Origin of the sequence: Candidatus Nitrosotenuis chungbukensis, from assembly GCF_000685395.1 — an archaeon.
In the GTDB taxonomy this organism is placed as follows: Archaea; Thermoproteota; Nitrososphaeria; order Nitrososphaerales; family Nitrosopumilaceae; genus Nitrosotenuis; species Nitrosotenuis chungbukensis.
On record NZ_AVSQ01000017.1, the window covers coordinates 84,690 to 106,091 of the forward strand.

Genomic DNA, 21,402 nt, shown 5'->3' on the forward strand with positions numbered 1-21,402 from the left:
TTCATACCCTCTGTTTAATTCGGCGCCAAAACAAGAGTTGGCTCTGGCTTTTTGATACTTATGTCTGCCTTACTTATTCTGCTTCGATAGACTTTGAATTTTCTGCCCTTGTCAGATATCATCCAGCGCTCTACGCGAATCAGTGTCAAGTCTTCAAGATCCGACAGTTTTTTGTAAACTGAGCTTAATGGAATCTTGTATTTGTCTGAAATTTCTGCAGCAGTTCTGCCTTGCTTGATTAGTGAAAACAGAATAGTCCTGGACTCTGCATCTGCCAGCGCCTCAATTACTTTTTGCGTTACGTCGTATTTCTTTAATTGTGGAAGTGTAAATTTGCGACCCAAGACACTGTTCTACTTTGTATTGTTATTTAAATAAAATGTTATCCTTCTCATTCTATAAAATGAGAACAATTCAAAATAAGAATTCGAAAACAATGACACATGACCAAATAACTTACTGGAATTTTGTCTGTTTTACTCTGTCTGGTTGTAGTTTCTGCCACAGTGCCCCGAGGATCAAACCGACAGATAGCCAAAATGCCGTGACTCCAACCAAAGACATTGCTCTAAACCCATTTACTAGGTCAGTTGGGGCAGTTACTGCATCTGGGTTTTGAGGCATCAATGCAAACACCATTCCAATGAACCCCGCATATCCTAAAACTGCGACGAATCTCTTGCTCCTGAGTCGCCTGAAAATCAGATAAAACCCAAGTGCGCCAAACCCCGAAATCGCAATAAATGAAACATACAACATCTGCCTTAGGAGAATCGTTTCTGGGTCTCCAACTGTTGGTGGGTTTGCAGGATATTTTGCAAACGGTATTAGATACAATGTAATCCACATGATTGCTGCAAGAACTAGTGCTTTTTTGGCAAAACTGTTTCCAGGAAGAATGTTTCTCGCATACCCGAAAACGATTCCAAACAATGCCCCAATCGCAGTGCCAAGCATTGCGCCTGCCAGCAACTGTCCTCCCTTCTGCCACGCCCTATACGAGTAATACTCTGCCCAAAACTGCGGAGTGTCTTTTGCCTCGCCAGACGTAAACATGTGCTGATTTTCAATCCCAATTGCCCTGTCCAAATACGGTTCTACAAGTGCCAAATTTACCAGACCGTGGATGACTCCAGCTGAGCATCCAGATAGCAAGATGATTGCAATAAAAAGAGACGTCCTCATGACTTGTCACTAGTGGCAGGGAAATCCTGCTGCATGTCTCATGTCATGGGTCAGTTCATGTATGTACATGTCTGCATATGCTTGTTCGCCAAAGACGATGCTGAATAATTGTCCCTGATCAAACCCTACCTCAAATATTCCAAATGCAAAAATTGTAGCTAATACAAGTAGTGCAACCTTTGGAACACTTGATTTTGAGATTGTAATCTCTTTTGAGAAAGACATGGAATCTAAGCCTGAATGAATGTATTTAAATTCTTGGATGAATCGTCCAATATTTAACTAAATGAACACCACCCAACAAGTGCAAACACTGCAAAACATTGTATCGCGAAAAGGATCAAGCAAGGTCCTGACATTCTCAGTGCCGCACGTGTTCAAGGCATTGCAATTGTTGCATGAAAATGAATACGTGAGCAGATCAAGTTTTTGCCAGAACTTACACATGGGGGAGGGGGCCGTCAAGACAATGATCATGCACCTAAAGAAAGAATCCATGGTAGATTCGACAAAATCCGGAACCTTTCTTACTGCAAAGGGGAAGGCATTCATAAAAAATCTCCTGGAGATAATCTTTGCAGAGTGCGATATTAAAAAATGCCAAATTGCACAGGGAAGATTCAATCACGCAGTCATTTTGAAAAATTATTCATTTGCGACAAAGACGGGGGTTGAGCAACGAGATTACACCATACTGTATGGCGCATCTGGGGCAACAACTCTTCTTTACAAGGAGGACAGGTTCGTTTTTCCAAACGAGAATATTGACTGCCTTCTAAATGATCAAAAAACCAGGAACTTGTTGACAGGTGAACTGCATCCAAAAAACGGAGATATGATAATAATTGCATCTGCAAGTGACCCGTTTGTTGCAGAGATTGCGGCAAAAAACTCTGCGCTGTGGACACTTGCCACGCACGGCAGACAGTAAACTATTTGAAGCGTGCATAATGTGTGAGTCTGTGGCAAAATATTACCTTCTTGCAATTCCAGCAGTCATTGGAATAATCGGAGGGTTATTTGCAGTCACGTATTTTGGAAACCAGGATGGTTCACAAGACGACGATACTTTTACAGTGCAACAATTAATTGAAAACGGTTCCCCATACGAAGGAAACCCGTCAGCACCAATCACAATTGTCGAGTGGGGCGATTATCAGTGTACTTTTTGCCATTTGTTTCATGACTCAAGCCTTGGAACAATCAAGGAAGAATACGTCCAGTCAGGCAAGGCAAACTTTGTTTTTAGGGACTTTGCATTAAACGGCCCGAACTCAGTTCTTGCAGCAGAGGCATCTCATTGTGCAAAAGACCAAGGAAAATTCTGGGAGTATCACGATGAGGTGTACGATAACTGGGATGGCGAAAACACCGGCTGGGTGAGCAAGGACTCGCTAAACAGATTTGCTCAAAACATAGGGTTGGATGCTGATCAGTTCAAGTCATGCCTTGATTCGTCAAAATACAAACAAGCGGTCCTTGACACATATGATTTTGGGCAAAAAATCGGAATCGATGCAACACCATCATTTCTTATCATAAAGGGCGACAAGATTGTCAAGATTACTGGAAATCAGCCAATCGATGTGTTTAGAAAAACACTTGACGACATGTAATTATTTTTCCAATTTGTGCAAGTCGTTTGCAATTTGATTGTCATATTTTGGATTAGAGTCGAGCAGTCCTCTTAACACCATGCTCTTGATGCAGTGTGCAACGTATTCTGGCTCGACGCCTCCGTATTTTGCTGCCTTTTTTGATACGTCCTGGAACAATGTCTCGTTGTCCATTTTCATCGTTTGACACATGTTGACGCGCAACAACATGCCGAGTTGAACTAGTTTGTACATCGAAATCTCTTTTCCCTCCAGGTAAATCTGTGATATGATCTCTTCCATGTGGCAGAACCCCTGAGGAGTTACTCGGTACCGGAATAGTTTTGGATAGTCTTCCAATTCGATGCAATATGGCAGCATATTTTTTTCCACGTACCGCAAACCACGGCTTGATTAATTATCAGTTCGGCACTTTGCGACAAAAATAGATTCCATTTTGGAATGTTTGCCCAAACTTCTTAATACTGAATCCATAGAGGTCAAATAATGGGCAAAATTACGATTGAGAAGCAGGATTCTGTCAAACTTTACAAAATAAAAAAAACACTTGACGAGCTTTCACGCATATCTGGCAGGGGAACCGAACTGATTTCAGTATACGTTCCAAAAGGTAAGCAGCTCCACATGGTCATAAACACGCTAAGAGAGGAGCAGGGAACTGCAGACAACATAAAGTCCGATCTCACAAGAACTCACGTAGTTGACTCGCTATCACGGGTACAGCAGAGACTAAAGCTGTACAAAAACACCCCAGACCACGGCCTTGTGATATTTTGTGGCGCAGTCCCACCTGAGGGCGGCGGGCCTATTGGCAGCGAAGTAATCAAGGTCTGGGAGATAGAGCCGCCAAAGGATCTTACCACGTTTCTGTACCGCTGTGATGATCATTTTCACGTTGACATTTTAAAGGACATGTTAAAGGACGACAACCTGATTGGATTTTTGGCAATTGACACAAAGGATGCCGGATGGGGGCTTCTTTATGGAAACAAAATCGAGGTACTAAGGGAAACAAGCTCAGGTGTTGCCGGAAAACACCGACAGGGTGGCCAGTCCGCAAGGAGATTTGAAAGGCTTCGAGAAATGGAACTTACGTATTATTACAATAGGATTGCAGAGGTAACAAAGGAATTTTTTATCGACATTTACCCAATAAAGGGGCTAATTGTATCTGGACCTGGTCCAACAAAGGAAGACTTTCTAAAATCAAACTATCTTGAATATCGACTGCAGAACATGGTGATTGCTGTTTTGGACACATCGTATTCCGGTTCAGAGGGAATTCGCGAAGCGTTCGTAAAGGCAAGTGATGTATTGTCAGACTTTAGACTGTCTGAAGAAAAAATACTCGTTGAGAAACTGTTTCGTGAAGTCAATTCCCATTCCGGTAAGGGCATGTACGGCCTCAAAGATGTAATACAGTATTTGAAAAATAATGTTGTCGAGACGCTGCTAATCACGGATGACACAAACCTGTACCGATTGGAAATAAAGTGCAACAGGTGCCAAAACCTACAGGAAGAAATCGTCGACAGATTAAAGCTGATTCCTCGAAAAACCGAACTTCTAAACAAGCCGTGCCCTAGCTGCAAAAGTACAGACCAAGAGGCAATATCACAAGATTTAGTTGATTACCTGTCGCTTATTGCAGCTCAGGTAGGAACAAAAGTCGAGGTTATTTCAGGTGTCACAGAGTATGGCGCAATGCTGTCTAGCCTAGGTAAGGTTGGAGCCGTACTCAGATACAACCCAAATCAATAGACTACCTTATTGCCGCACTGTCTTGCGTAGCTGTCATTACATTGCCGTCTTGTGCATTGATTATTCTATTTTTGATGCTTGACCCCTCAATTTTTTTAATCAAAAAGGTCAGCGAGAATGGTTTTTGAATTATCTGAATTGTTTCGTCTTTTAGGTCCTGGAGTTTTTGCATTATTCCCTGCCCGTATGCTGAAAGAAAGATCAGCCTTTGGCTAGGTCGGTATTCTAGTATTTCTCTTGCAGCGTCTGCCCCAGTTTTTCTTGGCATGTCGTGGTCCAGTAGAACCAAGTCAAACGGTGGCGCCCTGCTTTTCCTAAACAGCTCGTCATATTTTGCCTCATTTATGTAATAATCGATACACTCCACTCCGTCTTTTGCCATTGTGACTTTGTGGTTTCTCTTCTCAAGTGCGATTTTGTATTGCTTTGCGGTAAACTCGTTATCTTCTGCAATAAGTATGTCAAGTGGCATGAAAATCTCTAACGAAAATACGTGTTTTAAGACTAGTTTTTTTGTTTCAAACAAACATCATCAAAAGACGCCGTATAGAATTCCAATTAAGTATGATCACGAATTTGTTTTGCCAAGACTTTGAGCTCGTCCTGTGAAAGAATCACTCTTTTTGTCCATATGGCACCTGCATCGTTGTATCTTGGAATGATGTGGACGTGGACGTGAGGTATGATCTGTTTTGCAGCCCTGCCGTTGTTCTGGGCAATGCTAAATGCGTCTGCCTTTGTCGCGGCAAGTATTTTGCTTGCAATGTGAGGTATTTTAGAAAAAAGATTCCCAACGTCACCTGATTCCATATCTGTGATTTTTTCATAGTGTTTTTTTGGCACAACCAAGGTGTGGCCTTTATCGATTGGATACTTGTCCAAAAATGCCACATGATCTGCATCTTCGTAGATAAAGTGCCCCTCTCTATTTCCAGATATGATGTCACAAAATATGCAGTGCAATGATTACAACGCGGTCAAACAATTTATTATATTATCGATCGTTTCCGCAAATTGCCCCAACCAACTTATCATTCCCACAAAACTGGGACTAGCATCGATTGATTAATTAGTCCTAATTTTAGAGTGTGAGTGTTTCATGGGCAAAAAAGACAGAGAAGTAAAAGAAGAACGTCGTGAAAGTTTTGTAGATAGACAGTCAAGGCAAAAACGAAAAAACATGCTAATCGGAATAGGAGTTTTGGCAATAATTGTAGGAATTATAGCATTTGCAAGTTATCACTTTATAACAAAAACACAGTCAAGCCCGATGAATGCTCCAGAAGGGGCAGGGAAACTTGGAGATGAGCATGAACATGCATCACTACTAGTTAGAATCTTTGGCGACAAGTTCGATTTCTCGCAGCAGCTATACCAGGTAAAAAGCCCGTTCATTCACTTTGAAGGCGAGGATGGCAACACTATTCACAGACATGCGTCAAATATCAAACTGGGCTATCTGTTTGACACGATAAAAGTCGATGTTACAGATGAGTGCTTTACATTCCCAGACAAAAAGCCAGAGCACACGTTCTGTACAAACGAAGATTACTCGCTCAAGTTCTTTGTCAACCATCAAAAAGTAGACAGCATCAGAGACTATGTCATAAACGAGGACGATAGGATACTGATTTCATACGGCAATGAAAACCAAACCGGAATAGATGCACAACTACTGGAACTTGACGGCCAGCTAATCAAAAAATAACTCCGCAGTTTGAGAATCCAAAATATACTAATATAGCAAAACCAATCATGTCGTCATATCATGAATAACACCGATATTTCCAGCAGGAATGTAGTCGAAGGAACGTCAAGATCCCCCCACAGAGCGATGTACAAGGCAATGGGGCTAACAGACGAGGATCTCAGTCGCAAATTCATCGGAGTGTCCCATACTGGAAATGAGGCCACGCCGTGTAACATTCACCTTGGAAGGCTGGCACAAAAAGCAAAGGAAGGAGTTTATGATGCAGGTGCGACACCAAGAGAATTCAGCACCATTGCAGTAAGCGACGGAATTGCAATGGGGCATGAGGGAATGAAATCATCCCTTGTCAGCAGGGAAGTTATCGCAGATTCAATTGAATTAATGGTCAGGGCTCATCAGTACGACGGTCTTGTTGGAATTGCAGGGTGCGACAAAAGCTTACCTGGTACAATGATGGCAATGGCAAGACTAAACCTTCCATCTGTTTTCGTATATGGCGGGACAATAATGCCGGGCTACTATAACGGCAAACAGCTAACTGTTCAAGATGTGTATGAGGCAGTAGGGGCATTTGATGCAGGCCAATTATCACTTGAGGCATTAAAGAACATTGAAAACTATGCCTGTCCAACTGCAGGCTCCTGCGGAGGAATGTTTACTGCAAATACAATGGCATCAATTTCCGAAGCATTGGGAATATCATTACCTGGTAGCGCAAGCCCTCCCGCAGAGGATGAGAGGAGGGAGAAAATGGTATACGATACAGGAGTTGCAGCTACAAAACTTTTAGAACTAAACATCAAACCAAGGGATATTTTGACGTTTGAGGCATTTGAGAACGCCATAACAATACTAAACGCAATTGGCGGCTCTACAAACGCAATATTGCACCTATTGGCAATTTCAAACGAGTCCAGAGTAAAGCTTACGTACGACGATTTTGAGCGAGTTAGGAAAAAGGTTCCACACATTGCAGACCTCAAGCCAGGCGGAATGTATGTCATGAATGATTTAGACAAGATAGGCGGAGTTCCACTGATGCTCAAAAAACTATTGGATAGAAAACTGCTTCATGAAGACGTCATAACGGTTACCGGAAAGACGATGAAACAAAACCTTGACGCAATAACAATTCCGCCTCCAGCAAATGCAGATATTGTCAGACCTCTTGGCACTCCACTCCACAAGGTTGGAACCGCAGTTGTACTCAAAGGCTCACTTGCGCCAGACGGTGCAGTTGTAAAAATCGCAGGGGTCAAGATTGACAAATTCACTGGAAAGGCCAAGGTATTTGACAGAGAAGAGGATGCATTTGACGCAGTATCAAAAAACGAAGTCAAAGAAGGCGACGTGGTTGTAATCAGATATGAGGGTCCAAAGGGTGGCCCTGGAATGCGAGAGATGCTTGCAGTAACTGCAGCAATAGTCGGACAGGGATTGGGCGAAAAAGTCGCACTTGTTACAGACGGCAGATTCTCAGGCGCAACACGTGGATTCATGATTGGGCATGTCGCACCAGAGGCATACGTTGGAGGAAATATTGCACTTGTAAAAAACGGAGACCGAATCATAATCAATACGGAGACGAACATAATTGATCTTGACGTTCCAAAAGAAGAACTAGACCAAAGAAGAAAAGAATGGAAGCCAAGAAAGCCAAACTATGAGACCGGCGCGCTTGCAAAATATGCATCCCTCGTAGGATCTGCCGCACAGGGCGCAATTACAAGCCCAATCTGGCAATAATTAGAAAAACACTAGTTGTGCAAACTGCATACAAGAATTGTCTTGTCAGCAATTCTTTTTGCCGTAAGACCTAGCCCTTCACCTAGCTCCTTTTTGCAAACATGACATGTTGCTTCACTTACTGTGCTGTGCAGGTGGATTTCGGGTTTTGTAAAATGTAGGTCATAGTACAGAGTTTGAGTTTTTGGCTTTGTTGCAAGGATCTGACTCATGGGTACAATACGCCCAGATCGCATATAAAGGTACCGTACCATACCGTAATTCATATAATCCCGTGCCCAAACCATGCTCAAAATAAGAGGCATTTTGAGAATATCGCGTTAATTTCAACCAAAGACTAAAACTTGTTTAAAAGTTATAAATATCCCACGGCTGCCTTGATTGACATGGGTGGCCTTCTTTGGAAATTCCAGTCCTACAATAATACCTCTAGAGATATCGGGCTCACAGTTTGAAATTTATTCTAAAATAGAAAAAAATTATTCGCATACGTTTCTGTTTGAATCGCTTACAGGTCCTGAGGAGCTTGCAGAAACATCGCTAATCGGATTTGATCCAGACGTCGTTTTGCAAGGATATGAGGACAGAATAGTTTTGCAGTACCGCGACGGTTCAACTAAGACAATAACCACCACTGACCCAATAGCAGAGATAAAAAATCTAATTGGACATACAGATGACACCTCGTTTAGGTATCTTGGCGGGGCAGTCGGGATAATTAATTATGATGCAGTAAAATTATACGAAAAAATTCCAATTAAAAGTAATCGTGCTCCACTGATGGAGTTTGGGATTTACCAAGACGGAATCCTATATGACAACAAAACAAGAAAACTGCTCTACTTTTATTATGATGAGAATAGAATCAACGACATAAAATTATCAGAGCCAAACTTTGGCAAATTGGAAATTTCCGATATTTCTGTAAACATGGATGAGAAAAAATTCTCAGAAATTGTCAACAAGGCAAAAAAATACATCCATGACGGAGATATTTTTCAGGTAGTGCTATCCAGAAGATTCAATTTCGGCATCAAGGGAAACCATCTGAGAATTTACAAGGAACTCCGCTCACTAAACCCGTCTCCATATCTGTATCACATGAAGTTTGGACAAAAAACATTCATTGGCTCAAGCCCTGAAATGCTGGTCCGAGTCACTGGAAGTGAGGTGGAAACATTCCCAATTGCAGGTACAAGAAAAATCACCGAAGATGAGGGGAAAAACGAGATGCTAAAACAAGAACTCTTAAACGACGAAAAAGAGATCGCCGAGCACACGATGCTAGTTGATCTTGGAAGAAACGACATAGGCAGGGTCTGCAAATACGGAAGCGTACGCGTAACTGAACTGATGCAGGTAAAACGATTCTCACACGTCCAGCACATAGTATCTCATGTTGTAGGCACGCTTGATTCAAAACACAACATGTTTACGGCATTTGAGGCGGTTTTTCCAGCTGGAACAGTAACTGGCGCGCCAAAGGTCAGGGCAATGGAAATAATCAACGAACTGGAGGAAGACGTCAGGGGCCAGTATGCCGGAGCAGTAGGCTATTTTTCAAACAACGGCTGCTGCGATTTTGCAATAGCCATACGTAGCATATTCATTGATGGCGAATCTGGTTTTGCCCAGAGTGGCGCCGGAATTGTGGCCGACTCCACGCCAGAAAACGAATTCAAGGAAACAGAGCACAAAGTTGGGGCGATGCTTGCCGCATTAAAGGAGGCAACAAAATGAAATTCCTAATTCTAGACAATTACGATTCTTTTGTGTACAACATAGCTCAGGTTTTAGGAGAGCTTGGGGTGGAGTCAGACGTAATTAGAAATGACAAAATAACAATAGAGCAAATACAAAAAAACAATTACGACGCAATAATCATATCTCCAGGGCCCGGTACCCCGGAAGACAAAAAGTATTTCGGAGTTTGCTCCGACGTAATTAGAAAACTCGGACCTACGACCCCGATTCTCGGCGTGTGTCTTGGGCACCAGGGAATAATTCACGAGTTTGGCGGCAAGGTAGTAAACGCAGGAAACGTAAGGCATGGAAAAACAAGCCAGATCAAACATTCAGACGAGTCGATTTTTCATGGGGTGAAGAACCCGTTTAGGGCGACAAGATATCATTCCCTTGTGGGCGACAAGACAATCATTCCGGATGTTCTCAAGATAACTGCAGTGGCGGAGGATGACGGTGAGGTGATGGGCGTAAGCCACAAAGAATACCTAATCGAGGGAGTGCAGTTCCACCCAGAATCCATTTTGACTACCGAGGGGAAAAAAATATTCCAAAACTTCATCAACATGATAAAGAAATGATCACAAAATACACCGAAATTCTCCAGAGGGGCCAAGACTTGACGTTAGACGAAATGTCAACTGCGATGGATGATCTTCTAAACGACAAAATTTCGGATTCTGAAAAGGCAGATTTTCTAAAAAACTTGTCAAAAAAAGGAGAGACTGACGAGGAGCTTTATGCAATGCTAAATGAGATTGATAGGCACGGAATTCACATCAATCCAGCATGCAATGGCACGATAATAGACGTCTGCGGAACAGGCGGCGATAAATTACAAACTTTCAACATTTCGACTACCGCGGCGTTTGTTATTGCTGCGTCTGGTGGAATAGTCGCAAAGCACGGCAACAGATCAGTCTCTGGCATCTCGGGTAGTGCAGATATTTTTGAATACTTTGGGTATGATCTTAACGCACCGCCTGAAAAAATTACAAAAATAATTGAAAAGTTTGGAATCGGGTTTATGTTTGCACAGAAATTTCACCCATCAATGAAAAACGTTGCAAATGCAAGAAAAATGATAGGGGCAAGAACCGCGTTTAACTTGCTTGGGCCATTATGCAATCCAGCGCAGGTGAAAAATCAGCTAATTGGTGTATTTGCAGAAGACTACCTTGAAAGAATAATCAGAATTTTGAAAAAAAGAGGAGCGCAAAACATCATGACTGTTCGCTCAAACGACGGACTAGACGAGCTATCCACTACTGGAAAAAACAAGGTCTGCTTTCTAAAAAATGGCAAGACTGAAACAATGATAATTGATCCAGAAAAATTTGGCTTGCACAAGGCCTCAATTAATGACATTCAGATTTCGTCAAAGGCCCATGCAATTCAAGCGTTTTTATCGGTGCTAAATGGCACAGCAAATCGTTCAATGCTAGAAATTACAGTTCTCAATGCAGCCGGCGGGTTGATGGTGTCTAATATTGCAGAAAACTTTACAGATGCAATAGAAATTGCCAGACAGACAATAAAAAATGAAAAGGCATACTCTCTTCTGACAGATTTTGTGAGATCGTGCGGGCAAGTTGAAAAACTAAGAGAGGCAGAATCATGAGTGATGTTTTAAAAAAACTCGTAAAGAATTCCCAAACTGCCATAAGCGATGGAATTTATGAAATTTCAGAACGACTGCCAAATTCAGGCGTGGATCTTGCAGATTCTATCCGAAATAACCAGCATGCGTCTCTCATAACTGAGATAAAATTCGCATCTCCATCACTGGGAGAAATCAGAAAAGTCTCAGACCCAGTATCGATTGCCAAGGCAATGGTACGAGGAGGTGCAGTGGGACTATCTGTCCTTACCCAGCCCTATCTGTTTAGCGGCTCGCCAAAGTATTTTATGGAGGTCAGACGTCAAGTCAAAGTTCCGATGCTGATGAAAGATATCATTATTGACAAAATCCAAATTGACGCTGCAAAAAAAATCGGTGCAGACTATATGTTGCTAATACAATCACTATTTGACATGGGCCACCTAAGAGAAATTGACGAGTTCATATCCTATGGCCATAAAAACGGCTTGAAGGTACTAGTCGAGGCGCACACAGAATCAGAATTTGTAAATTCGATGAAAACAGATGCAGACGTCGTCGGCATAAACAACAGAAATCTAGACACGCTTGAAATCGACATAAACACCACAAAAAAACTATTAGAGAACCAGAAAAAATCAAAAATAACATTGTCTGAAAGCGGAATTAATTCTCCCGACGATATCAAATTCCTAAAAAAGTGCGGCGCCGACGCGTTTTTGATTGGCTCAAGCATAATGAAAAGCGACAACATTGAAGAAAATGTCAGAGGACTGGTAAACGCAATATGAAATCAAGGTTTCCAAAAGACGGCAGATTTGGGGAATTTGGAGGAAAATACATTCCAGAAACGCTTGTTCCTGCAATTGAGGAGCTTGAAGAGAATTATCTAAAAATTAAAAACGATAAAAGTTTCAAAAAAGAGCTAAACTATTACCTTACAGAATATGCCGGGCGCCCGACCCCGCTTTACTTTGCAAAAAACCTCACTGAGAAAATAGGAGGGGCGAAAATTTATCTCAAAAGGGAGGATCTTCTCCATGGCGGGGCACACAAGATCAACAATACGTTAGGCCAGGCGCTGCTTGCCAAAAGAATGAAGAAAAAACGAATCATTGCAGAAACTGGTGCAGGACAGCACGGAGTCGCAACCGCGATGGCATGCGCATGCCTAGGACTGACGTCTGAGGTATACATGGGATACAAGGACACCATAAGGCAAAAGCTGAACGTATACAGAATGAATCTCCTGGGAAGTAAGGTCCATCCCGTAAAATCAGGTTCACAGACACTAAAGGATGCAATCAACGAGGCGATAAGAGACTGGATTACAAACGTAAAAGACACATACTATCTGCTTGGCTCTGCAGTCGGCCCACACCCATATCCCGTAATGGTCCGTGACTTTCAGTCAGTAATTGGCACGGAAATAATACAGCAGATGAAAAAAATAAACAAGAAAGCCCCCGACACTGTAGTTGCATGTGTCGGAGGAGGGTCAAATGCAATTGGAACATTTTATCCGTTAATTGACAGCGATACTGAAATCGTTGGAGTCGAAGCAGCAGGAAAGGGGCTGAAAACAGAATTTCATTCTGCCACACTGAGTGCGGGATCAAAGGGGGTCTTGCATGGGATGATGACCTACCTGTTGCAGGACAAGGAGGGGCAGATAAAAGAAACCCACAGCATATCTGCAGGACTTGATTATCCAGGTGTTGGCCCGGAGCACGCTTTTCTAAAGGACGTAAATCGCGTAAAATACCGCAGTGCCACGGATAAAGAAGTAATCGAAGCGTTTTTGCTGCTGACGCGAACTGAGGGGATAATTCCAGCGCTTGAATCATCACATGCGATTGCAGAGGCAGTCAAAATTGCAAAGTCAAAACCAAAGTCAGAGTCAATAGTTGTCACACTGTCAGGCAGGGGTGACAAAGACGTCGAAGTAGTTGAGGAATATGTCAGGAACATCAAGAATTCAAGATAAATTTTTAGAACTTGATTCTAAAAATGAAAAAGCCCTAATAATGTATGCCGTAGTTGGGTATCCAAATGAAAAAGACACACTTGCAGTAATCCGTGGGCTGATAAAGGGAGGTGCAGATATAATTGAGTTAGGTTTTCCGTTTTCTGATCCTCTGGCAGACGGCCTGGTAATACAAAATGCAAGTATGCTGTCACTTGACAAGGGAACCAATCTTGGGCAATTTTTTAGACTTGTGAGAAAAATTAGGCAGGAAAGCAACATCCCGCTCGTATTGATGACATACACAAACATCCTGTACCATCAAAACTATGAAAAGTTCTTCAAGGAGATAAAAAACGCAGGAATTGACGGGGTCATCACCCCAGACATGACGATTGAAGAGTCAAAAGAGTACCTAAAAGCAGCCAGAAGTAATGCAATTGATACAATATTTCTAGTCTCACCAAACACTGACAAAAAAAGACTGGGAAGAATAATCAGGCAGACAACGGGTTTTCTATACCTGGTGGCAGTGTACGGAACTACAGGAGTTCAAAACAAAATTCAGCAATACACGATTGACGCTCTCAGGAACACAAAAAAAATAGTTGACAGAAAAATTCCAGTTGGAATCGGATTTGGCATTTCAACTCCAGAAGATGTCGGGCATTTCATAAAACAGGGAGCAGACGCAGTCATAATTGGCAGTGCACTAATAAAACTGGTGGAAAAAACTCCAACTTCAAAACTTGAAAAAACGGTCACTGAGTTTACAAAAAAACTAAAAAGCACGACAAAGATTATCTGAGTTTTACTTTCTTGAATATTTTATCTTCATGCCAAGCAGTGTCAAATTAAAAATCAAGATTGCTATGTTGACCCCGACTATTATTTTATCATTGATCTCGACTCCATAAAAAATCCACAAAACAGATCCTGTGGAAATCAAAATCATGAGATAGTACGAGACATCAGAGAGGCTTTTTGTTTTATAGCCGCGAATAATTTGAGGAATCCATCCGACAGTAACCATTACTGACGCGATAGTTCCAAGGATGATTATCCAGATTCCTTCAAAAAACACTTCTTTCAGACCAAATAATTGGTATTAGAATTTTGTCCCAGTATAAAGAATTAAAAACACCGATTTCCACTTGTAAATGTGCAGACAAAGTTCATTTTCGTTACTGGCGGTGTTATGTCTGGGCTTGGCAAAGGCGTGATGACGTCATCTATTGCCAAACTATTACAGTTATCAAATCAAAAGGTTTCCTGCGTAAAAATAGACCCTTACCTGAACTACGATGCAGGGACAATGAACCCAATTGCTCACGGCGAGGTCTTTGTCACAGAGGATGGGGGCGAATGCGACATGGACATTGGCAATTATGAACGATTTTTGAACCAAAACATACCAAAGACGCACAACATCACAACTGCCCAGATTTACTCAACGGTAATCGAGGCAGAAAGACGCGGGGAGTATCTTGGCGCCTGCGTCCAAATAATTCCACACGTCACAGACGAAATCAAGCGAAGGATTAGAAAAATCGCAGAAGATGAAAAACTTGACATCCTAGTTGTGGAATGCGGCGGAACTGTAGGTGACATTGAAAGTCTTCCATTTTTAGAAGCACTAAGGCAGCTAAGACTTGAGGAAGGCTCACAAAACGTGATATTTGTCCACGTGACACTTACGCCCTCACTTGATGTCGTAGGGGAACAAAAGACAAAACCGACACAGCACAGTGTACAAGAATTAAGGAGAATTGGTATCCAGCCAGACATCATCGCTGCAAGATGTTCCAGCCCCTTACACGAGTCTACAAAAAAGAAAATATCCATGTTTACAAACGTTACAACTCGTGATGTGTTTTCATGTCATGATGTAGAATCAATTTTCATGGTTCCACAAATTCTGTATGATCAGGGAATAGTTGATACAATATTTACCAAGTTTGGCAAATTTGGACTAGTCAACACCTCTGCAAATTGGGACAAATGGAACTCCATAGTGAACTCGCTCCAGACAGCACAAGGCAATGTCAAAATCGCAATGGTTGGAAAATATGTCACGCTTACAGACAGCTATGTTAGTGTAAACCATGCTCTAAAACATGCTGGAGCAAAAATTGGCAAGGTGGTTTCAATCGACTGGATTGACTCTGAAACAATCAACGGAAATGTCGATGATCTATCAAAATATGACGGGGTGATAGTGCCAGGGGGATTTGGCTCAAGGGGGGCAGAGGGAATAATCAAAACTGCAAATTACACTAGAGAGAAAAACATACCATACTTTGGCATTTGCTTTGGTTTTCAGCTTGCGGCAGTTGCCTTTGGAAGACACGTATGCGACTTCAAAGACGCAAACTCGACTGAGCTTGACCAAAACACCACAAACCCAATAGTTGATTTGCTCCCAGAACAAAAAACTGTCTCAAACATGGGGGGATCATTGAGGCTGGGGGCACATGAAATTCTAGTAAAAGGCAACACACTTGCACACAAGACATACAATTCCGACAAGGTGATACGACGACACAGGCACAGATATGAAATCAACAAAAAATACATAGACATTTTTGAAAAGAACGGAATGGTTTTCTCAGCGGAAAGCGACAACGCCAAAAGAATGGAGATGCTGGAGATTCCGTCTCACAAGTTCTATTTTGGAGTGCAGTTCCATCCTGAATTTAACAGTAGGCCGGGCTACCCTGAAGAGGCATTTGAAGCATTTATCAGTGCCGCGTCAAAGTGATTAGCCATGTATGTAGCACTAATAGATATCGAGCTAAAAGAAAACGCCGAAGATGAATTCAAGGCATGGATTGCTGAAACAAACAAGGTGCTATTGAAATTGCCTGGATTCGTTAACCGAAGGCTGATAAAATCAGACGATGGAAAACACGGGTTAATAGTAGAATTTGCAGACAAGGAATCACACGCAAAGATACACCAGACAAAAGAACACGATGAGATCCGCAGGCAGCTGACTGGTTTTCTCAAAAAAGCACCATCGCCAAACTTCTACCAAGTTATCTCGCAATAAAGAATCAGTTAAGATGAATGATCTTTTGCAATCCCTAGTAGTCTTTTATTGCTTTTAGCAGTTCGGCATCAGAAAATATGATGTGCTCAGGATAGCAGTTTAGCATTTTTCCGTTTTTGACTTTGGTAAAGCTCCAGTTTTTGCATGTTGTGTCATATTCCAGCTTGCTGTTGTCAAATTTCCAGTCAAATCCATTTCCAACCGTACTTGTGGGGTAGTGATGGCCTCGAACCAGTGTTATTGTATCAGTTTGGTAGTTGGCAGACACTTTAGCATACAGCGCATTTGGATAAAGATACAACACGCGGGGATGGCTGGTTATTGCGTCAAACTCGGCCTGCGTCACGTATTCGTTGTGCAAGACAATTACTTTTTTGTATTTGGAGAGAATTTTTGGGTTTGAATCTACCGCAACATCGGTGTTGGTGTGATACCCAAGCAAGTTCAAGACCTTTATCGCATTAGAAGAGCTGGAATAGCCATGGGGCGCAGTGTATTTGATTTGTTTTGTTAGGCATTTTGTGTCACATTCACCACGATAGTATGTGTAAAACCCAGGCTCGTCATATGCGGATTTAGTAAAAATCGGAACTATGACAATTGCGTCTTTCTCATTTACCATTAGTCTTTTGTACATCTCGGTTTGGTTTGAGCGCAGTTCAAATTGTATGTCTCTTGGGGTCTTCTCGCCGTTCACAGTTATGAAGTCTTTTTTGTATGCAAACGTCCTAAAAAGCGGCGAATGTCCTGAGAATTCATGCTCCTTGTAGTCATTTATGTTGAATTTTGATTTTGAGGAAATCTTAATTGAGCCGTCTTTGAGCCCCGACTTTATTTTGTTAAAAAACTCTGCGTCGGAAAGTTCCCCAAGATTCCATTTTTTTGTATCTCTTTTTATGACATCTGGGATTTGGGATGGGCCATCAACTAGGGTCATCTTGATTTTTTCTCTTACGCCAATCCACAACAATGATGATTCGATCTGGGCGGTAGGTATCTTGTCGTTGGCCCACCACCTAAGATTCTGGATTATCCAGTACGGGACCCTTGTCTCTGCAAACGCAGTAGAACTAAAGGTCACACACAGTAAAAGTAAGACAGTTGCAATAGAAATGAGCTTGATATGCGTCATGACTAATTGGAAATCTCGTATATTTTCTGCCTTGCGTCCCTAATTGAGATCTTCTTTTTGACATAACCCTTGTCTAAAAGGTGCCTCAGGGCAAGGCGCACCGTTCTGTCCGGAAGCAAGGTTTTAGCCGCAAGCTCCCTCTGTGTCAGTATTCCTTCGTATTCCAGGGTCTTTAGCAATAGCTTTGAGCTTGGAGGCATGTTGAGCAGATCCTCTGCAAGCCTTACTTTCTTTGTGAGGGCAGATACTGCCGATGAATCTTTTTTCATTTTTATGATTCTTGCAGGCGGGTCAGATTTTGTGCATTCTAAGGTATTTACTATTTTGAATCTGTCAATGCCGTCAAGAATTACTTCACAGTACAGTCTTGCAGAGATGTCGTCTATTTCCACCACGCTTGTGTCTGGCACTATGAGCGGTCTTCTTGTGATGTCAAGCGAGTTTACCGAAACAATTCCAAACACTGGCGAGTCCTGAAATATCATTGGCCCTCCAGCTGACATCGAGTATGCCGAGGAGCCAATAGGTGTAGATATGATTATTCCGTCACTGCTGTCATGCCACACTTCCTCTCGGTTTACCCGAAGTATGTGCTCCATCAGCATTGCGCTTTTTGATGGAAATACAGCTACATCGTTTAGCACCGAAGATACGGGCTTTCCATCTATTTTGACCCCAAGTCTTGTAAATTCACTTGTCTCATAATCTTGTTTTTTTATGCGATTGACGTAAGATGAGAACTCTTTTAGATCAACTTGTGCCAAAAATCCACTTGTCTCAGATTCACTCACACCTAGAATTGGGATTTGAGGGTCCTGCGTTTTATGAAAATAATTTCTAACTCCCTTGTCCCCGCCGGTGACAATAATGCAATCGACGTCTTTTCTTGACTTGTTGCCGACATACACTGAATCCATCCCATAATCATCGAGGACTGTTTTGATGGTTTTTACCGCAAGGTCAGACGGAGTGGAGCCTGAAATTCCAATATGCACAAAGACACAACTACCAATTACAATAAAAGCTTAGACATCTGTAAACTTCATTATATTATAGTAATACGAGGCATTTGTTTGGACTTCGCCCTTTGTAGGGACCTTGTCAAGGCCAATCTGTTTTGATTCTAACGCCGCCTGTGCGGCCCCGCCTGCAAAGCTAAACGCCCAGAGAATGTCTCGTTCCTTTAGCAAGGTACAGCAAAATGCGGCAGTAAAAATGTCACCGACTCCAGATGTGTCAGCAATTTCCATGTTTGGCAGTTGGATAGAATAAAGCCTGTTTTTTGACAGAAGGGAGACGTCTCGCTTGTTCGTGTACAGCACGTGCTCGACGCCGCGTTTTTGCAAATCGAGTGCTCCCTCTACCCCTGTCATGCCAGTCAAGCTCTGGACTTCGCTTGGGTCAGACTTTATCGCGGTGATTTTTGACAAGTCCAGTTCTGTTCTGTCAAGCGATATTTTTTTTTGAGAATCAACTCGCCTCAGAAATCCCTGCGGATCTAAAAACGTCATCTCGGAATTTTTTTTGATTTTATCCAAAGTTTCTTTTGATATCTCATCAAATACAGGACTTACAAGCACGCCATCTGCATCAGAGTCAGAATAAGGAATCTTCTCGCAGACATTTTCCAGCCAGAGGTTTCTTTCAGAGTCTTTTACTTCCAAGGTAAATTTTGTTGTTGGCTTACTAGATAGGGCATTATCAAACTTTATTTTATTTTTCTGCAATTCCGTTGTAAATGTAAAATCAGGGCCAAATTTCGTAAACAGTTCAACATCAAAACCCAGCCTTCTTGCGGCAAGACCGCAATAGCATGCAGGCCCACCGGGTCGCTCGTATGAGTCCGTGCCGATTTTTATTTGATCTATTGTGCAGTGAGAAAATATTCCGAGCTTCATTTTATAGAGTCTTTATCCTGCGGATTTAGTTTTTTGCATTTTTAAACAGGATTTGCAGAGGATCTTCCCTTTTTCGATTACCAATTCCACGTTTGAGGTAAGGCAGACATGACACAGTCCTCGCATAGCATCATGTAGCACCCACTAGCATAAATCCCGATTGAAAATTTGAGAAAAGGAGATATTCTGACACGCTTGGAAAAAGTCATGCGGTTTTCAAATTCTCTTACGCTTGATAAAAAACTGGTCACTTTGGCCATATTTGTATCTGTTATAGGAATCGGGGTAACGATAGTACTGTCATTTCATTATTCAAACATCATACTCGAGGAAAGGATAATGGACCAACTGCTCAGCGAATCCACAATCCGGGGAGACTCGGTCAGAAGCCTGTTCAACTCAAGACTGCAGCAAATACAGGTGATTGGAACCGACCCGATGATAAGAAACCTCATCAACGAACTTAACGCCATTGATGATGACTCTGTGCTGAGTGCGAAAATATCTGAGAAAAGAATAGACTTTCTTATTCAGATTCAAGCATTTGAGACTACCATCGGCGGCTTAAACGAGCTTGAAAACGTGGAAATCATCGGCAAAAACGGCAAGGACTTGTTCTTACTGATCAACGTCAAAAACAAAAAGAACTTTCTGACCGATGAAAAATTCGTAAAAGGAGTAATGGAGCCATATGCAGAGATAATACTTGGAAAAGACGGCAAGCGGAAGTTGGTGACAGTCACTCCAATTTTTGACAAGCCAAAAGATACAGAGCCAATCGGAATTGCCATTGTTACTGCAAACACGCAATCAATTGATCAGATTTTGCTAAACAGGTTCGGGCTTGGGAATACTGGTGAAGCATACTTGGTAAACAAAAACAAAATGATGATCACAGAGTCGAGATTCATAGAAGGTGCACCATTTCATCAAATCGTTGATACACCGTCAGTAAGCGAGTGTTTTGACAACAAGAAAAACTTTCACGGACAGTATCTGGATTACCGGCAGGAAGTCATCCTTGGAAGCTCAAACTGCATGTATGATTTGGGCCTTGTACTTCTTGTAGAAATCGACGATAACGAAGTCTTTCAGCCAGTCAAAAGCTTGCAAGAAAAGATCATAGTTCTTGGAATTGTCATGACCATTGTCGTAGGCGCAGCTGCGTTCTTTTTGTCAAAATTGATTTCAAGGCCAATAATCAAGCTTAGAAACGCGGCAAATAAAATCGCAGGTGGGGATTTTGACGTGAGGACAAACATTTCAACTAGGGACGAAATCGGGGAGCTATCACAATCATTTGATCAGATGGCTGAAAAGATTCAGGACTCGTTAATTAAAATCACAGAGCGTGAAGACATAATCAAGCAGCAAAAAAACATACTTCTCCAATTCTCAGAATACAGTTCCAACTACTGCGTGTGTTTTGTCGATATTGTAAGCTCCACCAAACTTACTGCCAAGCTGTCAGACCTTGAGACAAGCAAGTTTTACTCCATATTTCTCAATTCCATGGCAACAATAGTCACTCAGTACGGTGGGGTGGTAGTAAAGAACATCGGGGACGCATTATTGTATTATTTCCCAAAAACAGACACTGATGACATGGAACCGTTTGAAAACATGCTAAAATGCTCCATGGATATGCTAGAATCAAGAGTCAAAATAAATGAAAGAATGACGCTTGAAAGGCTTCCAGAGGTAAGTTACAGGATAAGCGCGACATTTGGTCCAGTCAGAGTAGCCATAGTTGCCACATCTACAATTGATGACATATTTGGTGCAACAGTTAACACGTGCGCAAAAATAAACACACTTGCAAGCCCAAACACGTTGATCATGGGGGAGTCGTTGTACAACAAGATAAAGGACGTAAAGGGATACAGTTTTGAAAAAATCACCGAGTACGACATCGACTTGGAAAACAAGCTCGGTGTCTATTTGGTAAAACAAAAGACAGATTGATCTTACAAAACAATCACTTTATCTGAT

The 21,402-nt window shown here is 42.0% G+C and carries 25 protein-coding genes; 14 read left to right on the forward strand and 11 right to left on the reverse strand.

Translation table 11 applies throughout. The features are described 5' to 3' along the window. Positions 1-14: 14 nt before the first annotated feature. From NKMY2_RS07190 to NKMY2_RS07200, 3 genes are all read right to left on the reverse strand, one after another. Positions 15-344 (reverse strand): winged helix-turn-helix domain-containing protein, encoded by a 330-nt coding sequence (locus NKMY2_RS07190; RefSeq protein ID WP_042686537.1) that lies wholly within the window; start codon positions 342-344, stop codon positions 15-17. Between the two features lie 112 nt (positions 345-456). Then, positions 457-1,185, reverse strand: coding sequence for a CbtA family protein (locus NKMY2_RS07195; protein ID WP_042686539.1), 729 nt, complete (start codon positions 1,183-1,185; stop codon positions 457-459). Between the two features lie 9 nt (positions 1,186-1,194). After that, positions 1,195-1,410, reverse strand: coding sequence for a CbtB domain-containing protein (locus tag NKMY2_RS07200; RefSeq protein WP_042686541.1), 216 nt, complete (start codon positions 1,408-1,410; stop codon positions 1,195-1,197). 61 nt (positions 1,411-1,471) lie between these two features. On the opposite strand from NKMY2_RS07200, the gene NKMY2_RS07205 reads away from it, so the two are divergent. Further along, positions 1,472-2,116 carry a DUF4443 domain-containing protein gene (locus tag NKMY2_RS07205; RefSeq protein ID WP_177316529.1) on the forward strand — a complete coding sequence of 215 codons (645 nt, stop codon included), beginning with the start codon at positions 1,472-1,474 and terminating at the stop codon, positions 2,114-2,116. Between the two features lie 31 nt (positions 2,117-2,147). Next, positions 2,148-2,801 (forward strand): DsbA family protein, encoded by a 654-nt coding sequence (locus tag NKMY2_RS07210; protein WP_042686713.1) that lies wholly within the window; start codon positions 2,148-2,150, stop codon positions 2,799-2,801. Here NKMY2_RS07210 and NKMY2_RS07215 read toward each other — a convergent pair whose 3' ends face one another. Then, complete coding sequence (locus tag NKMY2_RS07215; RefSeq protein WP_157832488.1) at positions 2,802-3,173, reverse strand: hypothetical protein; 372 nt, start codon at positions 3,171-3,173, stop codon at positions 2,802-2,804. 114 nt (positions 3,174-3,287) lie between these two features. Between NKMY2_RS07215 and prf1 the strand changes: the two genes are divergently transcribed. Next, positions 3,288-4,562 (forward strand): peptide chain release factor aRF-1, encoded by a 1,275-nt coding sequence (gene prf1, locus NKMY2_RS07220; protein ID WP_042686545.1) that lies wholly within the window; start codon positions 3,288-3,290, stop codon positions 4,560-4,562. 1 nt (position 4,563) lies between these two features. On the opposite strand, the gene NKMY2_RS07225 is transcribed toward prf1, so the two are convergent. Continuing rightward, positions 4,564-5,034: a response regulator gene (locus NKMY2_RS07225; protein ID WP_042686715.1), complete on the reverse strand. Its 471-nt coding sequence runs from the start codon at positions 5,032-5,034 to the stop codon at positions 4,564-4,566. Between the two features lie 86 nt (positions 5,035-5,120). Next, on the reverse strand, positions 5,121-5,525 hold the full coding sequence (locus NKMY2_RS07230) for an HIT family protein (RefSeq protein WP_042686547.1): 405 nt from the start codon (positions 5,523-5,525) through the stop codon (positions 5,121-5,123). Between the two features lie 136 nt (positions 5,526-5,661). On the opposite strand from NKMY2_RS07230, the gene NKMY2_RS07235 reads away from it, so the two are divergent. Next, positions 5,662-6,270, forward strand: a complete 609-nt coding sequence (locus NKMY2_RS07235) for a protein disulfide-isomerase (RefSeq protein ID WP_042686548.1) — start codon at positions 5,662-5,664, stop codon at positions 6,268-6,270. 60 nt (positions 6,271-6,330) lie between these two features. Then, entirely contained in the window at positions 6,331-8,019 is a 1,689-nt protein-coding gene (gene ilvD, locus NKMY2_RS07240; RefSeq protein WP_042686550.1) for a dihydroxy-acid dehydratase, read from the forward strand. A gap of 11 nt (positions 8,020-8,030) precedes the next feature. Here ilvD and NKMY2_RS07245 read toward each other — a convergent pair whose 3' ends face one another. Beyond that, positions 8,031-8,231, reverse strand: coding sequence for a hypothetical protein (locus NKMY2_RS07245; RefSeq protein WP_042686553.1), 201 nt, complete (start codon positions 8,229-8,231; stop codon positions 8,031-8,033). 178 nt (positions 8,232-8,409) lie between these two features. On the opposite strand from NKMY2_RS07245, the gene NKMY2_RS07250 reads away from it, so the two are divergent. From NKMY2_RS07250 to trpA, 6 genes are read left to right on the forward strand one after another with little or no spacing between them, the layout of a single operon-like run. Then, on the forward strand, positions 8,410-9,759 hold the full coding sequence (locus NKMY2_RS07250; RefSeq protein ID WP_042686556.1) for an anthranilate synthase component I family protein: 1,350 nt from the start codon (positions 8,410-8,412) through the stop codon (positions 9,757-9,759). Continuing rightward, a complete protein-coding gene (locus NKMY2_RS07255; RefSeq protein WP_042686557.1) occupies positions 9,756-10,343 on the forward strand; it encodes an anthranilate synthase component II in 588 nt (195 codons plus the stop codon). The genes NKMY2_RS07250 and NKMY2_RS07255 overlap by 4 nt, the downstream gene beginning before the upstream one ends. Beyond that, positions 10,340-11,383 carry an anthranilate phosphoribosyltransferase gene (gene trpD / locus NKMY2_RS07260; protein WP_042686559.1) on the forward strand — a complete coding sequence of 348 codons (1,044 nt, stop codon included), beginning with the start codon at positions 10,340-10,342 and terminating at the stop codon, positions 11,381-11,383. Before NKMY2_RS07255 ends, trpD begins: the two co-directional genes overlap by 4 nt. Then, positions 11,380-12,153 carry an indole-3-glycerol phosphate synthase TrpC gene (locus tag NKMY2_RS10540; protein WP_076613407.1) on the forward strand — a complete coding sequence of 258 codons (774 nt, stop codon included), beginning with the start codon at positions 11,380-11,382 and terminating at the stop codon, positions 12,151-12,153. Before trpD ends, NKMY2_RS10540 begins: the two co-directional genes overlap by 4 nt. Continuing rightward, positions 12,150-13,349, forward strand: a complete 1,200-nt coding sequence (gene trpB / locus NKMY2_RS07270; protein WP_042686561.1) for a tryptophan synthase subunit beta — start codon at positions 12,150-12,152, stop codon at positions 13,347-13,349. Before NKMY2_RS10540 ends, trpB begins: the two co-directional genes overlap by 4 nt. Continuing rightward, complete coding sequence (gene trpA, locus NKMY2_RS07275; protein WP_042686563.1) at positions 13,321-14,136, forward strand: tryptophan synthase subunit alpha; 816 nt, start codon at positions 13,321-13,323, stop codon at positions 14,134-14,136. Before trpB ends, trpA begins: the two co-directional genes overlap by 29 nt. Before the next feature lie 3 nt (positions 14,137-14,139). On the opposite strand, the gene NKMY2_RS07280 is transcribed toward trpA, so the two are convergent. After that, the gene (locus NKMY2_RS07280) at positions 14,140-14,412 is read right to left on the reverse strand and encodes a SemiSWEET family sugar transporter (protein ID WP_042686564.1); all 273 of its coding nucleotides are present in this window, start codon (positions 14,410-14,412) and stop codon (positions 14,140-14,142) included. A 78-nt stretch (positions 14,413-14,490) separates the two neighbouring features. Between NKMY2_RS07280 and NKMY2_RS07285 the strand changes: the two genes are divergently transcribed. Together NKMY2_RS07285 and NKMY2_RS07290 are read left to right on the forward strand one after the other, a co-directional pair. Further along, the gene (locus NKMY2_RS07285; RefSeq protein ID WP_042686566.1) at positions 14,491-16,089 is read left to right on the forward strand and encodes a CTP synthase; all 1,599 of its coding nucleotides are present in this window, start codon (positions 14,491-14,493) and stop codon (positions 16,087-16,089) included. A gap of 6 nt (positions 16,090-16,095) precedes the next feature. Beyond that, a complete protein-coding gene (locus NKMY2_RS07290; RefSeq protein WP_042686568.1) occupies positions 16,096-16,380 on the forward strand; it encodes an antibiotic biosynthesis monooxygenase family protein in 285 nt (94 codons plus the stop codon). A 34-nt stretch (positions 16,381-16,414) separates the two neighbouring features. Here NKMY2_RS07290 and NKMY2_RS07295 read toward each other — a convergent pair whose 3' ends face one another. The 3 genes from NKMY2_RS07295 to NKMY2_RS07305 are packed head-to-tail and all read right to left on the reverse strand — an operon-like array spanning position 16,415 to position 19,410. Then, entirely contained in the window at positions 16,415-17,512 is a 1,098-nt protein-coding gene (locus NKMY2_RS07295; RefSeq protein WP_052347592.1) for a hypothetical protein, read from the reverse strand. A 2-nt stretch (positions 17,513-17,514) separates the two neighbouring features. Further along, on the reverse strand, positions 17,515-18,507 hold the full coding sequence (locus NKMY2_RS07300; protein WP_042686569.1) for an NAD(+)/NADH kinase: 993 nt from the start codon (positions 18,505-18,507) through the stop codon (positions 17,515-17,517). A gap of 30 nt (positions 18,508-18,537) precedes the next feature. Then, positions 18,538-19,410 carry a PfkB family carbohydrate kinase gene (locus tag NKMY2_RS07305; protein WP_042686571.1) on the reverse strand — a complete coding sequence of 291 codons (873 nt, stop codon included), beginning with the start codon at positions 19,408-19,410 and terminating at the stop codon, positions 18,538-18,540. 207 nt (positions 19,411-19,617) lie between these two features. Between NKMY2_RS07305 and NKMY2_RS07310 the strand changes: the two genes are divergently transcribed. Next, on the forward strand, positions 19,618-21,375 hold the full coding sequence (locus tag NKMY2_RS07310) for a HAMP domain-containing protein (RefSeq protein WP_042686721.1): 1,758 nt from the start codon (positions 19,618-19,620) through the stop codon (positions 21,373-21,375). Positions 21,376-21,402: the final 27 nt, after the last annotated feature.

What these genes read in the sequence shown, in the direction of transcription:
- trpA (WP_042686563.1), top strand. Translation starts at nt 13,321, where the DNA reads ATGTCAGGAACATCAAGAATTCAAGATAAATTTTTAGAACTTGATTCT.
- NKMY2_RS07295 (WP_052347592.1), bottom strand. Translation starts at nt 17,512, where the DNA reads ATGACGCATATCAAGCTCATTTCTATTGCAACTGTCTTACTTTTACTG.
- NKMY2_RS07290 (WP_042686568.1), top strand. Translation starts at nt 16,096, where the DNA reads ATGTATGTAGCACTAATAGATATCGAGCTAAAAGAAAACGCCGAAGAT.
- NKMY2_RS07205 (WP_177316529.1), top strand. Translation starts at nt 1,472, where the DNA reads ATGAACACCACCCAACAAGTGCAAACACTGCAAAACATTGTATCGCGA.
- NKMY2_RS07200 (WP_042686541.1), bottom strand. Translation starts at nt 1,410, where the DNA reads ATGTCTTTCTCAAAAGAGATTACAATCTCAAAATCAAGTGTTCCAAAG.
- trpB (WP_042686561.1), top strand. Translation starts at nt 12,150, where the DNA reads ATGAAATCAAGGTTTCCAAAAGACGGCAGATTTGGGGAATTTGGAGGA.
- NKMY2_RS10540 (WP_076613407.1), top strand. Translation starts at nt 11,380, where the DNA reads ATGAGTGATGTTTTAAAAAAACTCGTAAAGAATTCCCAAACTGCCATA.
- NKMY2_RS07195 (WP_042686539.1), bottom strand. Translation starts at nt 1,185, where the DNA reads ATGAGGACGTCTCTTTTTATTGCAATCATCTTGCTATCTGGATGCTCA.
- NKMY2_RS07225 (WP_042686715.1), bottom strand. Translation starts at nt 5,034, where the DNA reads ATGCCACTTGACATACTTATTGCAGAAGATAACGAGTTTACCGCAAAG.
- trpD (WP_042686559.1), top strand. Translation starts at nt 10,340, where the DNA reads ATGATCACAAAATACACCGAAATTCTCCAGAGGGGCCAAGACTTGACG.
- NKMY2_RS07310 (WP_042686721.1), top strand. Translation starts at nt 19,618, where the DNA reads ATGCGGTTTTCAAATTCTCTTACGCTTGATAAAAAACTGGTCACTTTG.
- prf1 (WP_042686545.1), top strand. Translation starts at nt 3,288, where the DNA reads ATGGGCAAAATTACGATTGAGAAGCAGGATTCTGTCAAACTTTACAAA.
- NKMY2_RS07235 (WP_042686548.1), top strand. Translation starts at nt 5,662, where the DNA reads ATGGGCAAAAAAGACAGAGAAGTAAAAGAAGAACGTCGTGAAAGTTTT.
- NKMY2_RS07255 (WP_042686557.1), top strand. Translation starts at nt 9,756, where the DNA reads ATGAAATTCCTAATTCTAGACAATTACGATTCTTTTGTGTACAACATA.
- NKMY2_RS07245 (WP_042686553.1), bottom strand. Translation starts at nt 8,231, where the DNA reads ATGAGTCAGATCCTTGCAACAAAGCCAAAAACTCAAACTCTGTACTAT.
- NKMY2_RS07305 (WP_042686571.1), bottom strand. Translation starts at nt 19,410, where the DNA reads ATGAAGCTCGGAATATTTTCTCACTGCACAATAGATCAAATAAAAATC.
- ilvD (WP_042686550.1), top strand. Translation starts at nt 6,331, where the DNA reads ATGAATAACACCGATATTTCCAGCAGGAATGTAGTCGAAGGAACGTCA.